This window comes from Flavobacterium branchiicola, from assembly GCF_018383905.1.
Classification (GTDB): Bacteria; Bacteroidota; Bacteroidia; order Flavobacteriales; family Flavobacteriaceae; genus Flavobacterium; species Flavobacterium branchiicola.
Map to the genome: position 1 here is coordinate 237,474 of NZ_JAGYWA010000003.1, position 14,623 is coordinate 252,096.

At 33.5% G+C, this 14,623-nt stretch carries 13 protein-coding genes; 5 read left to right on the forward strand and 8 right to left on the reverse strand.

Annotation, left to right across the window (positions count from 1 at the left end; all coding sequences use genetic code 11):
- Positions 1-16 precede the first annotated feature (16 nt).
- Positions 17-850 (forward strand): OmpA/MotB family protein, encoded by an 834-nt coding sequence (locus KHA98_RS08125; protein WP_213257069.1) that lies wholly within the window; start codon positions 17-19, stop codon positions 848-850.
- 186 nt (positions 851-1,036) lie between these two features.
- Here KHA98_RS08125 and KHA98_RS08130 read toward each other — a convergent pair whose 3' ends face one another.
- The 3 genes from KHA98_RS08130 to KHA98_RS08140 form a co-directional block, all read right to left on the reverse strand.
- On the reverse strand, positions 1,037-1,657 hold the full coding sequence (locus tag KHA98_RS08130) for an L-threonylcarbamoyladenylate synthase (protein ID WP_213257071.1): 621 nt from the start codon (positions 1,655-1,657) through the stop codon (positions 1,037-1,039).
- Positions 1,658-1,742: 85 nt separating this feature from the next.
- Complete coding sequence (locus KHA98_RS08135; RefSeq protein ID WP_213257073.1) at positions 1,743-4,079, reverse strand: ATP-dependent helicase; 2,337 nt, start codon at positions 4,077-4,079, stop codon at positions 1,743-1,745.
- A gap of 516 nt (positions 4,080-4,595) precedes the next feature.
- The gene (locus tag KHA98_RS08140; RefSeq protein ID WP_213257075.1) at positions 4,596-5,363 is read right to left on the reverse strand and encodes a sulfite exporter TauE/SafE family protein; all 768 of its coding nucleotides are present in this window, start codon (positions 5,361-5,363) and stop codon (positions 4,596-4,598) included.
- A 126-nt stretch (positions 5,364-5,489) separates the two neighbouring features.
- Here KHA98_RS08140 and KHA98_RS08145 point away from each other — a divergent pair, with 126 nt between their 5' ends.
- Entirely contained in the window at positions 5,490-6,014 is a 525-nt protein-coding gene (locus KHA98_RS08145; protein WP_213257077.1) for a DUF7935 family protein, read from the forward strand.
- Positions 6,015-6,086: 72 nt separating this feature from the next.
- Here the strand turns inward: KHA98_RS08145 and KHA98_RS08150 are convergent, their stop codons facing one another.
- Together KHA98_RS08150 and KHA98_RS08155 are read right to left on the reverse strand one after the other, a co-directional pair.
- A complete protein-coding gene (locus tag KHA98_RS08150; RefSeq protein ID WP_213257079.1) occupies positions 6,087-6,986 on the reverse strand; it encodes a patatin-like phospholipase family protein in 900 nt (299 codons plus the stop codon).
- Positions 6,987-7,156: 170 nt separating this feature from the next.
- On the reverse strand, positions 7,157-9,217 hold the full coding sequence (locus tag KHA98_RS08155; RefSeq protein WP_213257081.1) for a M1 family metallopeptidase: 2,061 nt from the start codon (positions 9,215-9,217) through the stop codon (positions 7,157-7,159).
- A 94-nt stretch (positions 9,218-9,311) separates the two neighbouring features.
- On the opposite strand from KHA98_RS08155, the gene KHA98_RS08160 reads away from it, so the two are divergent.
- Together KHA98_RS08160 and KHA98_RS08165 are read left to right on the forward strand one after the other, a co-directional pair.
- Positions 9,312-10,055, forward strand: a complete 744-nt coding sequence (locus KHA98_RS08160; protein ID WP_213257082.1) for a Dph6-related ATP pyrophosphatase — start codon at positions 9,312-9,314, stop codon at positions 10,053-10,055.
- 5 nt (positions 10,056-10,060) lie between these two features.
- A complete protein-coding gene (locus KHA98_RS08165) occupies positions 10,061-10,453 on the forward strand; it encodes a hypothetical protein (protein ID WP_213257084.1) in 393 nt (130 codons plus the stop codon).
- Here KHA98_RS08165 and KHA98_RS08170 read toward each other — a convergent pair.
- The 3 genes from KHA98_RS08170 to KHA98_RS08180 form a co-directional block, all read right to left on the reverse strand.
- On the reverse strand, positions 10,446-10,850 hold the full coding sequence (locus KHA98_RS08170; protein WP_213257086.1) for a DUF4348 domain-containing protein: 405 nt from the start codon (positions 10,848-10,850) through the stop codon (positions 10,446-10,448). The two genes, KHA98_RS08165 and KHA98_RS08170, sit on opposite strands and share 8 nt — an antisense overlap.
- Complete coding sequence (locus KHA98_RS08175; protein ID WP_213257088.1) at positions 10,850-11,392, reverse strand: DUF1697 domain-containing protein; 543 nt, start codon at positions 11,390-11,392, stop codon at positions 10,850-10,852. Before KHA98_RS08175 ends, KHA98_RS08170 begins: the two co-directional genes overlap by 1 nt.
- A 78-nt stretch (positions 11,393-11,470) precedes the next feature.
- The gene (locus KHA98_RS08180) at positions 11,471-11,896 is read right to left on the reverse strand and encodes a hypothetical protein (protein ID WP_213257090.1); all 426 of its coding nucleotides are present in this window, start codon (positions 11,894-11,896) and stop codon (positions 11,471-11,473) included.
- Between the two features lie 487 nt (positions 11,897-12,383).
- Here KHA98_RS08180 and recG point away from each other — a divergent pair, with 487 nt between their 5' ends.
- Positions 12,384-14,492 carry an ATP-dependent DNA helicase RecG gene (gene recG / locus KHA98_RS08185; RefSeq protein WP_213257092.1) on the forward strand — a complete coding sequence of 703 codons (2,109 nt, stop codon included), beginning with the start codon at positions 12,384-12,386 and terminating at the stop codon, positions 14,490-14,492.
- Positions 14,493-14,623 lie beyond the last annotated feature (131 nt).

Sequence of the window (14,623 nt, forward strand, 5' to 3'; positions counted from 1 at the left end):
ATTAAATATAATACCTATGAGAAAAATAGTTATCGCACTATCAGTATTAATGGCCTTAACTTCGTGTGTATCGAAAAAACAATACGCAGCATTAGAAGCTAAGAACAAAGAGACACAAGATCTATTAAACTCTTGCACTGTAAAATTGAATTCTTGTTTAGAAGAAAAAGCCGGATTAGCTGCTACAGCTGAAAGCTACAAACAACATAATCAAGACTTAATTAACAGCTCAAAAGATTTAACGGTTTTAACTACGAAAGGAGCTGAAAACCTTGAAAAATCTCTAGAAAGTTTAAAAGAAAAAGATTTAAAAATCTCTAGACTTCAGGATGCACTTACTAAAAAAGACAGTGTAACTTTAGCTTTAGTTACAAGTTTAAAAGGTGCAGTTGGAATCAACGATCCGGATATCGAAATCAATGTTGAAAAAGGAGTTGTATTTATCTCTATCGCTGATAAATTGTTATTTAAAAGCGGAAGCTACGACGTAAGTGATAAAGCAAAATCTGTTTTAGCTAAAGTTGCAAAAGTGGTAAACGACAAACCAGACTTCGAATGTATGGTTGAAGGTCACACAGATGACGTTCCTTACAAAAGCAACGGAATTATCTTAGACAACTGGGATTTAAGTGTTAAACGTTCTACTTCTATCGTTCGTGTTTTAACAAATGATCTTGGAGTTAATCCAGCTAAATTAATTGCTGCAGGTAGAAGTTCATATGTACCATTAGTTGCAAATGATTCTCCAGAAAACAAAGCTCGTAACAGAAGAACTCGTATCGTGGTTATGCCAAAAATCGATCAGTTCTACGATATGATCGAAAAAGAAATGAAAAAACAAGCAAAATAATTCTTGTTTCACATAGTATAAAAACAGAAAAAGCAGGTCAATCGACCTGCTTTTATGTATCCTTAATTTTTTTAATAACCAATTAAATATAAATCAAGAATAGCATTATTTTTAATTAACTAACTAAATTTAACAGAAATAAAATTAGTTATAATTTTTTAACTTTTATACGATTTAAGTTTTTTTTTACAAAATTCCTATATCACCTTTACCTTCTCTTACTATAACTGGCTCATGTTCAGATAAATCAACAATTGTAGAACCAACATTATCACCATACCCTCCATCAATTACCAAATCTACAAGATTTTGCCATTTTTCAAAAATCAATTCAGGATCAGTAGTATACTCAATTACATCATCTTCATCTCTAATAGACGTTGAAACAACCGGGTTCCCTAATTGTCTCACAATTTCCAGAATAATATTATTATCAGGAACACGAATACCAACGGTAGTTTTCTTTTTAAACTCTTTTGGTAAATTATTATTTCCCGGTAAAATAAACGTATAAGGCCCAGGAAGCGCTCTCTTTAATATTTTAAATGTCGAAGTATCTATTTGACGTACATAATCAGATAAATTACTCAAATCATGACAAATAAAGGAAAAATTAGCTTTCTCTAACTTAACTCCTTTAATTTTTGCAATTTTTTCTAAAGCTCTGGAATTGGTAATATCACAACCTAAACCGTAAACAGTATCTGTTGGATAAATCACCAAACCACCATTCTGAAGCACTTTTACCACTTTTGCAATTGCAGCTTCACTTGGTTTATCGGGGTATATTTTTATAAATTCAGCCATAACTATTTTTGTTTCAAGTTTAAATTTGTTTCAAGTTTCTGGTTTCACGTTTCGTTATAACTTGAAACATGAAACTTTAAACTTTTTAGCCAACTACATCTAATTTAGCAAATCGTAGCAACAATTTCTTAATTCCGCCAACTTCAAATTTTATTTCGGCTTTTTTATCAGCGCCAACACCTTCTAAATTTACTACTTCACCTTTACCAAAACGTTCATGCATTACCACATTTCCTATTGTTAATTTATTATCAAATAAATTAGGAGCAGCTGCATTAGGATTCGTCCCCGTAACAGGTTTCAGCTTACGAATATTAAGATCCGGTTTCGGATTATTATCTGTTACATGTTTTGGCGGCGTACTTCCTATTGGTTTTGACAAACGCAATTTAGATTTATCTATATCTCCAAAAATGTCACCATCAATCGGTGATTTATATCTGTAATTTGTTTCAGCCGGAGTCAGATATTCCAAAAACTGACCATCAATTTCTTCAATAAAACGCGATGGTTCACTATCTGTCAGTTTTCCCCAACGGTAACGAGATTGCGCATAAGTTAAATATGCCTGATGTTCTGCACGAGTTAAAGCTACATAAAATAATCGACGTTCTTCCTCCAATTCACTTCGAGTACTCATACTCATAGCACTCGGAAACAAATCTTCTTCCATACCAACCACAAAAACATGAGGAAACTCTAATCCTTTAGCTAAGTGAATTGTCATTAATGCAACACGATCTTCATCTGCTGTATCTTTATCTAAATCAGTTGCAAGTGCCACATCTTCCATAAACTCAGATAATGCTCCTCTTGCTCCGTCAATTTCTTTTTGTCCTTCAGTAAAATCTTTTAAACCATTTAAAAGTTCCTCGATATTCTGAATTTTTGCCATTCCTTCCGGAGTTGCATCTTTTTTAAGTTCCTGAACTAAACCAGTTTTCTTAGCCACGTAGTCCGTTATGTAAAAAGCATCATGATTTTGATCGATAACCTGAAAATTCTGAATCATCGTTACAAAATCATTCAATTTTTGCTTCGTACCGGAATTTAACTTCAAGTCGATTTTATCAATATTCACCATTACTTCCCAAATCGAACGTTTATAGTGATTTGCCGCAATGGTAAGCTTTTCAACAGTTGTATCTCCAATTCCACGTGCCGGATAATTAATTACACGTATTAAAGCTTCTTCATCCTTTGGATTAATTACCAAACGCAAATAGCATAAAACATCTTTAATTTCCTTACGCTGATAGAATGATAATCCACCATAAATTCGATACGGAATATCGCGTTTTCTCAAAGCATCCTCCATGGCACGTGACTGTGCATTGGTACGGTATAAAATCGCAAAAGAACCATTATGCAATTGATTTTGCATTTTTTGCTCAAAAATGGTACTGGCTACAAAACGTCCTTCTTCAGCATCAGTCAAACTTCGGTGAACTTTAATCCTTGGTCCAAAATCATTTGCTGTCCAAACCACTTTATCCAGTTTGGTTTTGTTATGCTCCATCACTGTATTTGCTGCTTCCACGATATTTCGCGTCGAACGGTAATTCTGCTCCAAACGAAACATTATTACACCCTCATAATCCTTCTGGAAATTCAAAATATTATTAATATTCGCTCCACGGAATGCATAAATACTCTGCGCATCATCTCCAACCACACAAATATTCTGAAATTTATCAGATAAAGCTCTTACAATCAAATACTGAGAGTGATTCGTATCCTGATACTCATCAACCAGAATATAACGGAAACGATTTTGGTATTTTGCCAAAACTTCCGGAAAACGAGTCAGCAATTCATTGGTTTTCAATAGTAAATCATCAAAATCCATCGCACCGGCTTTAAAACAACGCTCTACATATTGCTGATAAATTTCACCCAATCTTGGTCTTTTTGCCATTGCATCGGCTTCAACCAATTCAGGGTTATTAAAATAGGCTTTTACGGTAATCAAGCTATTCTTATAACTAGATATACGCCCTAAAATCTGTTTTGGTTTGTAAATATCACGATCCAGCTGCATTTCTTTAATAATCGAAGAAATCAATCGCGCCGAATCCTGAGAATCATAAATAGTAAAGTTGGATGGATATCCTAAATGATCTGATTCTGCACGAAGTATACGCGCAAAAATCGAGTGAAAAGTTCCCATCCAAAGATTTTTCGCTTCAGATGCACCTACAATATCCGAAATCCTGTGTTTCATTTCACGCGCTGCCTTATTGGTAAAAGTCAGCGACAAAATATTAAAAGCATCAATTCCCTGAGCCATTAAGTAGGCAATTCTAATCGTTAAAACACGAGTTTTTCCCGAACCTGCACCAGCAATAATAATCATTGGCCCGTCTTTCTTTAAAACAGGCGCTCTCTGCGCTTCGTTGAGCTGGTCAATATATTTCTGCATGTAATTTATCTCCTTTTATGCAAAAATAAGAATTAAAGAATTAATAAGCTACTAAGGTTCTGAGATTCTAAGGGGCTAAGTTTTTTGTTTTACTTAAAGCCAAACAAAGGGCATTTTTTCTGGCATGAGTTCCCGCTTTCGGCTATATCTCTCCGCTTCACTGCGAGGATATCGCCTCTATCGGGGCTAAAGACAAACAATTGGCATTACTTTATATACTAAAAAAATCAAAGTTAACAAGTTGGGTAAAATTGAGCTTTATTTAATTCTAACATCGTAGAGGCGCACCGCAGTGCGTCTAACATATTGAGGATATTCGTTGCGGAGACGCACTGCAGTGCGCCTCTACAGAATATTTGTCATCTTCACTTTTTTCAAATACTTGAATCAAATCTTCTTTATAAAAATCATCAATTTCCACTAGTATCTTTATCACTTCATCCATTATTATAGCCAATCAATTTAATTAAAAGCAAAAAAAACTTAGCCCCTCAGAACCTTAGCAACTTAGTACCTTTATTTAAAAAACACATCATAAGCAAATCGAATCAACGTTCCGACAACTACAACCAAAAAGAAAATTCTAATAAAACCATTTCCTTTATTGATTGCCAGTTTTGCGCCCAGCCAACCGCCAAGACCATTACTGATTGCCATAGGAATTGCGATTGTCCAAATGATTTTTCCTTTTATCATAAACAGACAAATCGAACCAAAGTTAGTCGCCAGATTGACCATTTTAGCATTCGCGGAAGCGTGTAAAAAATCAAAACCCAAAAGAGCTATAAAAGCTACAACAAAAAAACTTCCGGTTCCGGGACCAATAAATCCGTCGTAAAAACCAACTATTACACTAATAACTACAGCATAAATTATTTGTGTCGTTGCTGAATGATCTTTGGCAACATGTTGTCCGAAGTTTTTCTTTGCGTAAGTATAAATGAATAATAAAGACAAGACTACCAACAAAAGTGGTTTCATAAAATCGTTACTCACCATTGTTAGAATTGTCGAGCCTAAAAATGCAGAAGGAACCGCCAGACACATCATAATTAATAGCAATTTCCATTCTATAACCACTTTCTTTAAATACTGAAAAGCAGCAAAAGAAGTTCCTGAAAAAGCGGGGATTTTAAGTGTCCCGATGACGGTTGAGACTGGTAAATTTGGAAGTAAAATCAATCCCATTGGCGTCTGGATTAATCCGCCGCCACCAACGATTGCATCAATAAATCCTGCGGCAAAAGCAGCTAAACAAAGAAATATAATTATATAAGAATCCATTAAAAATATGTTTCAGTAGGTTTAAAAAACTAGTTGCAAAAGTAAGGCTTCCGTTTTGTTTATTACCAAAAATTTAAAGTGGATTTCTCCTCAAAAAGTATATTTTTGCTAAAAAATTTAACCCAAATGGATTTTACAAGAATTATAGAATTAGCCAGTTATACTTTACCTGCAATTGTAACAGGCTTTGTTGCTTACAGTTTTTTTGAACTGCATATCAAAAACAACGATAAAAAACGTGCATTTTTATTAAGTAGAGAATATCAAAAACAATCTTTGCCAATACGTTTACAAGCTTATGAGCGTATGACGTTGTTTTTGGAACGTATTAATCTAACTAAATTACTAATTAGAATCGCACCGATTTCTCAGGACAAACACGATTATGAGAATTTTGTAATTGATCAGATTGAACAAGAATTTGAACACAATCTTACACAGCAAATTTATATGTCTGATGAATGCTGGACAATCATCACGACAGCAAAAAATTCAACCATTCAAATGATTCGCAAAGCTGCTATGAGCGACAGAGTTGACAGCGCTGATAAACTACGTGAAGTAATCTTAAATGATTTATTAGAAAAACAATCACCAAGCAATGCTGCTTTAGGTTATATCAAAAACGAAGTTGCAGAACTTTGGGATTAATATTTTAGAATTCAGATTTTAGATTTTAGATTATTGGACAGCAATCTAAAATCTAAAATCAACAATTTAAAATTATCGGTTATCACTCATAACCTCTGACTTATTCTGCGCGTATTCATACCCTTGCTCCCACCATTCTTTCATCACTTCTTTATTAAAAATAAGCGCATTATCAGTCAGTTTTGTTGGGGTGTAATATAAATTAAGTTTTACATTCTTATTATTTGCCATCAATTTTCCTATAGCAATATCATGTTTTTCTACCTGATCTAAGGCAATGCGGAACAAATCAATCATTAGCGAAAACGGATTTTTTCCAATAACTGTTTTGTCCATATTAACCTCAGTTTCTAAAATAATCACATCAATTTCGGTTGCGCCACGATTAATCGCTTCACGAATCGGAACCAAACTCGAGAATCCGCCATCACCATATTCATAATTATCTTTTTCCACCAAACTCATAAACGGAACATAATTGCTGGAAATCCAGGACCACTCTATAAATTCTTCGTAACTACAATCTTTTACTGATTTGTATTCTGATTCATTTTTGGTGAAATTAGTTACGGTAATAATTACATCGGTTTTCAGCTTTTTAAGCTTATTAAAGTCCGATAATGAAAAATTATTTCGAATGTATTTTTTCAAACCTTTACTCTCGCCAAAAGTTCTTTTTCCTTTAAAAAACTGACGCAAAACATTGAAGTGATTTATCGTTACAATATCAACTCCTTCTTTATTTTTTACCACAAACGGACAAATATTAAAAATACTTGCCATAGTAACATTAGTATAAACCGAATGTATTTTTTTAATATGCCCTAAAGCTAAATGCGGAATTAATAAACTTCCTGTAGAAGTCCCTAAAAACAAATCATATTCATGATTCTTCTCTTCGATTAAATACTGTGCAACTCCGCCGGCAAATGCGCCTTTACTCCCGCCGCCAGAAATAACTAATGCTCTCATATGTGGTATTGTAGGTTTATTTTTTTTAAGATTTGGTAGTTGAAAGAGACTTGAAAGAAAAAAGAGTCAAGAAGCAAGACTATACATAATATTTTTTCAGTCTTTCTTCTTGCTTCTATCTTCTTTCTTCTTTCTTCTTGTCTCTATATTCTATCCTCTTTCATCTCTTCTCATTCTTTCAATAATCGGTTCAGCTGAAACTGCTCATCGGAGGTCAAATTAGGCAAAATTCTTTCAAACGAAGCACGCATTTCCGGATTTTTTAATAACAATCTGACTGTATCTCTTCCAAACTTTGAAAATTGCCACATGTGATGAGTTGTAGCGGCAACTAAATTACTCAAAACCTGATCGTTGATAATTTTAAAAGCGATTAGTTTCTCTAAAGCATTTTGACGTGTTGTTGCTTCATATTTTGTAGAAGAAAAAGCAATTAATTCGTTTACCAATTCATCAGGATTATCAGTGTAATTTGTTGTAGATAAGGCTAACGAAAGCCATAATGTACGAAGATTATAATCATTAAAACCTATCCAGTTTTTCGATTTATTTAGATATTCTGTGCGACGATCAGGAAAATTTCTCCATAACCAATACAAAGCAACTTCCTGGGTTTGGTATGATTTATCGTCTAATAAAGTTTCGTATTCCGTTCTAAAATCTTCTGGAATTTTGGTTAACGTTTCTGCAACAGTCTGGCGAATCTGAACATCATTGCTTTTCATTGCCAGAAGCAATAATTCTTTTTTTGCTTCGTATTTTTCATTTTCTAACTGATCAATAATCACTTCTTTTACAGTATGATAAACATCCGAATTTAAAGTTTTAATAAAGAATTCCCTTTTCTCTGCCAAAGGTGTCTTTTTCAATTTATCAACTTCCAATCGAACCTGAATCGATTTGTTTTTGCTTAGCAAAGCATTTGCTGTCGACGTATCAAAAACAGTAGATTCCAGCCAGGTTTTTTGAAATTTATCCAAATCAAAACTGGAAACTTTTTTTATCTCGTCAAAGAAATTTTGTGTATTTACATTTTGGTAAGCGTACTTTTTTAAATAGCTTTTTATGGCTTTTTTAAACGCTTTATCGCCAATCGATTCATGTAAAACAAAAAGCGTCCATGCTCCTTTTTCGTAAAAAGTAAGCGAACTTGCCTTTGGATTTAAAACAGGAATTGAATCTGTTCTCGAAGCAAATTTAATTTGCTGTGCCGTATCATAAAGTTTAGAGTAAAAATAATCATCTCCAAATATATCGCGCTCAGCCAAGGCTGCAAAATAAGTTGCAAATCCTTCCTGAAGCCAGTGGTGCTTGCTGCTTTCTGCCGTAATTAAATCCCCAAACCAATGGTGTGCTAATTCGTGCGCATCTACATTGGTATAATTTCGATCGGTAAAACCAGTTGAATCAACTACATATCGTGTTGCCAAAAGCGTAGAAGTTGTATTTTCCATTCCGGCATACAAAAAATCACGAACCGGAATTTGTCGGTATATTTCCCATGGATATTTAACGCCAATTTCCTTTTCTAAAAAATCGAAAATACGTTTTGAATAACGAAATGTTGGTTCAAAACGTGCTAAATCTTTGTTTTCTAAATAATATTCCAGCGGAATATTGGATTTAGCTTTCGACTCTTTTTTATCATACTTACCCACGGCAAGCATTAATAAATAAGAGCTCATTGGTTTTTCCATTTCGTATTGCCATTGCAATAAATCGCCTTTTGTATTTTTTTCTTTTAAAATGCCGTTTGAAATAACCTGATAATCTTTATCGTACGAGATCCCCAAACTAAAAATTACTTTTTCGTTTACATCATCAAAACTCGGAAACCAATTGCTGGTGTATCTTCCCTGCCCTTGCGTCCAAATCTGAACTTCTTTATTTTCAATATCTATAAAATACAAAGCCTGTTTGGGTTTTGCCGTATATTCAAAAGTCAAATGATTTTCTCCTTTCTGAAAATTGCCCATAATTTGTAATTGTTTACCGGAATTTACAAATACAACGTCTTTGTTATCGACTTGTACCTTAGAAAATTCCATGTTTTTAGCATCGATTTTTATAGTATCAATCGGTTGTAAAACTGCGAAAGTATAATTGACAGAACCTGAAACTGTTTTTTCTTTTGGATTTAAAGATAACTGTGCAGAAACCGTTTTAAAATCAACATATTTGGTTTGCTGTGCAAAGAGTAATGAGGTGAATAATAGAAAAATATATTTCATTGAATAAAAATTTGTGGCAAAATCCCAAAGTTACAAAGGTTTGACCAACAAATAGAATGAAATTTGTAAGTTTACCCTATAAAACAAATAAAACGTGCCAACACCTATAAAAGCCTTATTTAACTGGAGCAGCGGAAAAGATTCTGCGCTTGCTTTATATAAAATTCTGCAAAATCCTGAATATAAAATTGATTGTTTACTAACGAGCGTTAACCAACAATTTCAAAGAATCTCGATGCATGGCGTGCGGGTTGAATTACTGGAAGCGCAGGCAAAAAGTATCGGAATACCTCTAAAAATCTTAGAAGTTCCGGAAATGCCAACAATGGAGGTTTACGAAGATGTAATGACCAAAACCTTGTCAGGTCTTAAAGACCAAGGTATTACACATTCGGTATTTGGCGATATTTTTCTGGAAGATTTACGCAAATATCGTGAAGATCAATTGGCCAAATTAGGATTTAAAGGAGTTTTTCCTATCTGGAAAATTCCAACCAAAGATTTAATTCAGGAGTTTATTTCGCTTGGATTTAAAACTATTGTGGTTTGTGTCAACGAACGCTATTTAGACAAAAGTTTTGTAGGCCGAATTATCGATCAGGATTTTATTAATGATTTGCCGGATAATGTAGATGTTTGCGGAGAAAACGGAGAATTTCACACTTTTGCTTTTGATGGTCCACTATTCTCTGAACCTATAAATTTCGAAATTGGAGAAATAGTATATCGCAAATACGAAGCTCCAAAAAATCAGGATTCATCAAACACGGCTTGTGACACTAATACTTCTGATGCTTTTGACTATGGTTTCTGGTATTGTGATCTGATTCAAAAATAATTCAAATGCACTATAAAAAACTGCTCTCTATAATTATTGTACTTTTTATCTCTTTCTCTTTGCAAAGCTGCCTTGTCAGCAGATGTAAAAGACCTCAGATTGTAGGTTACATTTATGATGCAGATTCCAAAATGCCAATTGAAAACTGTAAAGTAGGTGAAGTTTTAAGTCAACAAAATGGCTATTTTTTATTGACTGAAAAACGTTATCATCAATTTACTTTTTTTGGTTATGAGGCACCTCCATTATCTGTTTTTGAAGTAATCGAAAAAGAAGGTTATCAATCGCAGCAAATTCAGCTTATGAATACATATGGCGGCGGCACAAAGAAAGGAGCGTTACATAATGCGGATACCTTATACCTAAAAAAAGTGTCTAATAAAATTGAGATTAAGTAGACATATCACTCCAGGTTTTAAGCTCCCAAATGTTATTTTTTAATTCAAAGATATAATCGATATAAATTCCGTTGTCAATACCACGAAGCTGAATCACAGCTTTGCTTTTATGTAAAATCACTTTTTGTGTATAATCAATTTTACTGGCTTTTTTGTTGAGATGCAAAACGCTGTATTTTTCCTTTGATACAGTAAAATTTTCTAACTCCAAATCATCATTATTTTGTTTTACATTTAATGGAAAAATTACTCTGCTAAGCTGGAATTTTGAATCTGAATTGAACTTATTAAAGAAAGAATTGAAATCCTCTTTTGTAGTATCTGAATTTTGTGCTAAAGCCGCAGAACCAAAAAGCATTACAAAAGCAAAAAACATAAAAAATAAATTCTTTTTCATTATTCAGCGTACATATTTAAAAGATTAGTAACCGTGTTCCAGTTTCTAATTGTAGCGACTACATTTAGTTTTTTCTCAATATATTTTTGATCAAAACGAGTTTTTCCGGCACCAATATCATATTTAATAAAAATCCTGTTTTCATCAATACTGGCTTCGTCTGGCTTAAACTGACTAATTTTTAAATCGTTGATGTTTTCTTTTTTCAAAGCAACAGACACAAAAGCCACATAAAGCTTCTTGGTATCAACATCTTTTGCTTTCAAAAACGGATTATTTGCAAAACAAGCTTCCAAATCACTCTTAGTAATGACAACCGTTGGAACTTCATGGCCGAAAACTTTAAAAATTTCCTGTTTGATCATAAAACCAACTTTTGAAGCGCTTTCTTCTTCTGTATCAACAAAAACATTTCCGGATTGCAGGTACGTTCGAACATTCTTAAAACCAATATTCTCCAACATTGATTTTAAAGCTTCCATTTTCATCATATTGTGGCCGGAAACGTTGATACCGCGCAAAAGTGCTAAATGTGTAGTCATACTCTAAATTTGTTTAAAAAAGAAAAGTATTCAATTCTAAAACTGAATACTTTTAAATAAAACACAAACTTACGGTTTTTATTTCGCTTTTGTAAATGTTGCATAACGATCACACATTCCTGCCTCATCTACCAATTTACCAGATTCATTCAATTTTAAATTTTCTTTTAGAATACCGCTAGTACAAGTTGATATCCAATCATTATTGCTTGGATAAGTCAAAACAAAATGAGTTCCTGTTGCATCTTTCACTATTTCAAATTTACCAGAAAAAGAGGTGTTATTACTATAGGGTATCGTCTTAACAAAAGTTTTGTTTGCATTAAATACATAATACATCTCTGGCCCGATGCTATTAACGGCAATACTATTAGCAGCAGGATCAGAAACGCGAATCCATTTTCCATAGTATTCCGGATTAGCAACAGCTTTGTTATCTGAATTGTCATTAGAGCAAGAAGCAAGCGAGACAAATAGTAGTAATAAGAGTCCAATTTTTTTCATGTTTTAAGGTTTAAAAAGGTTAATTAGTATTAAGATTTAATACTAATAAAATGGTTGCGTCTTAATCTATAAAATTAACAACAACTTAATATTCAAATACTTGAAAAATATTTTTTTCTACTTAAAATCTTCTATCTTCTTTCTATAAAATAAAAGAATAAAAAAAACTCCGCCAGAAAACCGACGGAGCTTTAAACAATTTGAGTTAGTAAGCATTGTTTAAGTAAATCGTTTATGATACCATCACAAAATTATTTTCAAATTTAATGTCCCATTACTAAGACTTTGAATTCTTTAAAAGGTTGCGTCAGACAATCCAATTTAAAAAAAAAATATTCAAATAGCTGAAAACTACAATTCATTTTTAAATTCCCCAATTAAAATCTATCTTCGCTTTTGAATTAAATTCCAATTTAATCCCGAAGCATCGGGACCAAATCCCAACTGGTTTAACTAAATTCTGCAATCTAAAATCTAAATTTCAATAATGTCTAATAATCTTCTCGAAACCCCTATCGAATACTTAAAAGGTGTTGGCCCAAGCCGTGGTCAGCTGCTTCGCAAGGAACTGGGGATTCATAAATATGGAGATTTGGTCAATTTTTTTCCGAACAGATATATTGACAGAACGCGATATTATAAGATAAACGAACTACAAAATACGGGATCTGAAGTTCAGATAATTGGTAAAATCATTAACATTAAAACCGTTGAGTTTGCTAAAAACAAAAAACGTTTGGTTGCCACATTTGTAGATGATACCGGGCAGATTGATTTAAACTGGTTTCAGGGACATAAATGGGTTCGTGAAAGTTTAAAACTCAACGAACAGCTTGTTATTTTTGGAAAATGTTCCTTGTACGGAAGCCAATTCAGTATGGCACATCCTGAAATTGAACTTTTTAGCGAACATGAAAAAAGTTTGCGATCTGCTATGCAGCCTGTTTATCCTTCGACAGAAACTTTGGCTAATCGCGGAATTTCAAATCGTACCATTAATAAACTAATGGAACAATTGTTTATTGAAACTCAGGCTTTATTTACCGAAACTTTTCCGCCTTATTTAATGGAGGAAGTTAAGTTAATATCGAAAAGAGCTGCTTTATTCAATATTCATTTTCCTAAAAGTACTGATGCTTTAGCGAAAGCTCAATTCCGGTTAAAATTTGAAGAACTGTTTTTTATTCAGCTACAATTAATTACCAAAAACTTAATCCGAAAGCATAAAATTAAGGGACATCCGTTTACAAAAGTAGGCGAATTGTTTAATGAATTTTATCAAAATCATTTGCCTTTTGAACTTACAAATGCGCAGAAACGAGTAATAAAAGAAATCCGTTCCGATATGGGAAGCAACGCCCAAATGAACCGATTGCTACAGGGAGATGTTGGTTCCGGAAAAACAATTGTTGCTTTTATGAGTATGCTTCTGGCTATAGACAATGGCTTTCAGGCTTGTTTGATGGCACCAACCGAAATTCTGGCCAATCAGCATTTTATTGGATTATCTGAATTTGCTAATACTTTAAATATCAACATCAAAATATTAACCGGTTCGTCTAAAACTTCTGAAAGAAAAATTATTCATGAAGAACTTGAAAACGGAACGCTCCAAATTTTAATTGGAACGCATGCTTTATTAGAAGATAAAGTGAAATTTCAGAATTTAGGTTTGGCTGTAATTGATGAACAGCATCGTTTTGGCGTAGAACAACGTTCTAAATTGTGGAAGAAAAATGAGATTCCGCCTCACGTTTTGGTAATGACGGCAACGCCAATTCCGAGAACTCTCGCGATGAGTTTATATGGTGATCTGGATATTTCTGTAATTGATGAATTACCACCGGGAAGAAAACCAATTCAAACCGTGCATCGTTACGACTCAAATCGCTTGAAAGTATGGAAATTTCTTCGCGATGAAATTGCGCTTGGAAGACAAATTTATATTGTATATCCTTTAATTCAGGAATCTGAAAAAATGGATTACAAAGATTTAATGGATGGTTACGAAAGTATTTCACGTGATTTTCCGTTACCGCAATATTCGATTTCGATTCTGCACGGAAAAATGAAACCGACAGAAAAAGATGCGGAAATGAAACGTTTTTCGGAAGGAAAAACCAATATTATGGTGGCTACAACTGTAATTGAGGTTGGTGTAAATGTACCAAATGCGAGTGTAATGATTATAGAAAGTGCGGAACGTTTTGGTTTATCGCAATTACATCAGTTACGCGGACGTGTTGGTCGTGGTGCCGAACAAAGTTATTGCATATTAATGACGAGTCATAAATTAAGTTCTGATAGTAAAACCCGTATGGAAACTATGGTTGGTACCAATGATGGTTTCGAAATTGCAGAGGTTGACCTTAAACTTCGTGGTCCAGGCGATTTAATGGGTACACAGCAAAGTGGTGTTTTAAATCTTCAGATTGCAGATATTGTTCGTGACCGTGATATTTTGAGTCTCGCCCGAAACTACGCTATGAAAATTCTAAAAGAAGATGGTCCTTTACAAAAACCGGAACATGCTATTTTAAAAGCTGTTTTTCTGGAATTGACTAAGAAGAAAAATATTTGGAATTATATTAGTTAAGGTTCAAAGGGACAAAGGTGCAAAGCTTCAAAGGTTTTCAACCTGAAACTTGAAACCTGAAACATGGAACAAAAAAAAACAAAAAAACTTCATTGTATCAAATTATAAATCAAAATACTCAGGTACTTTTC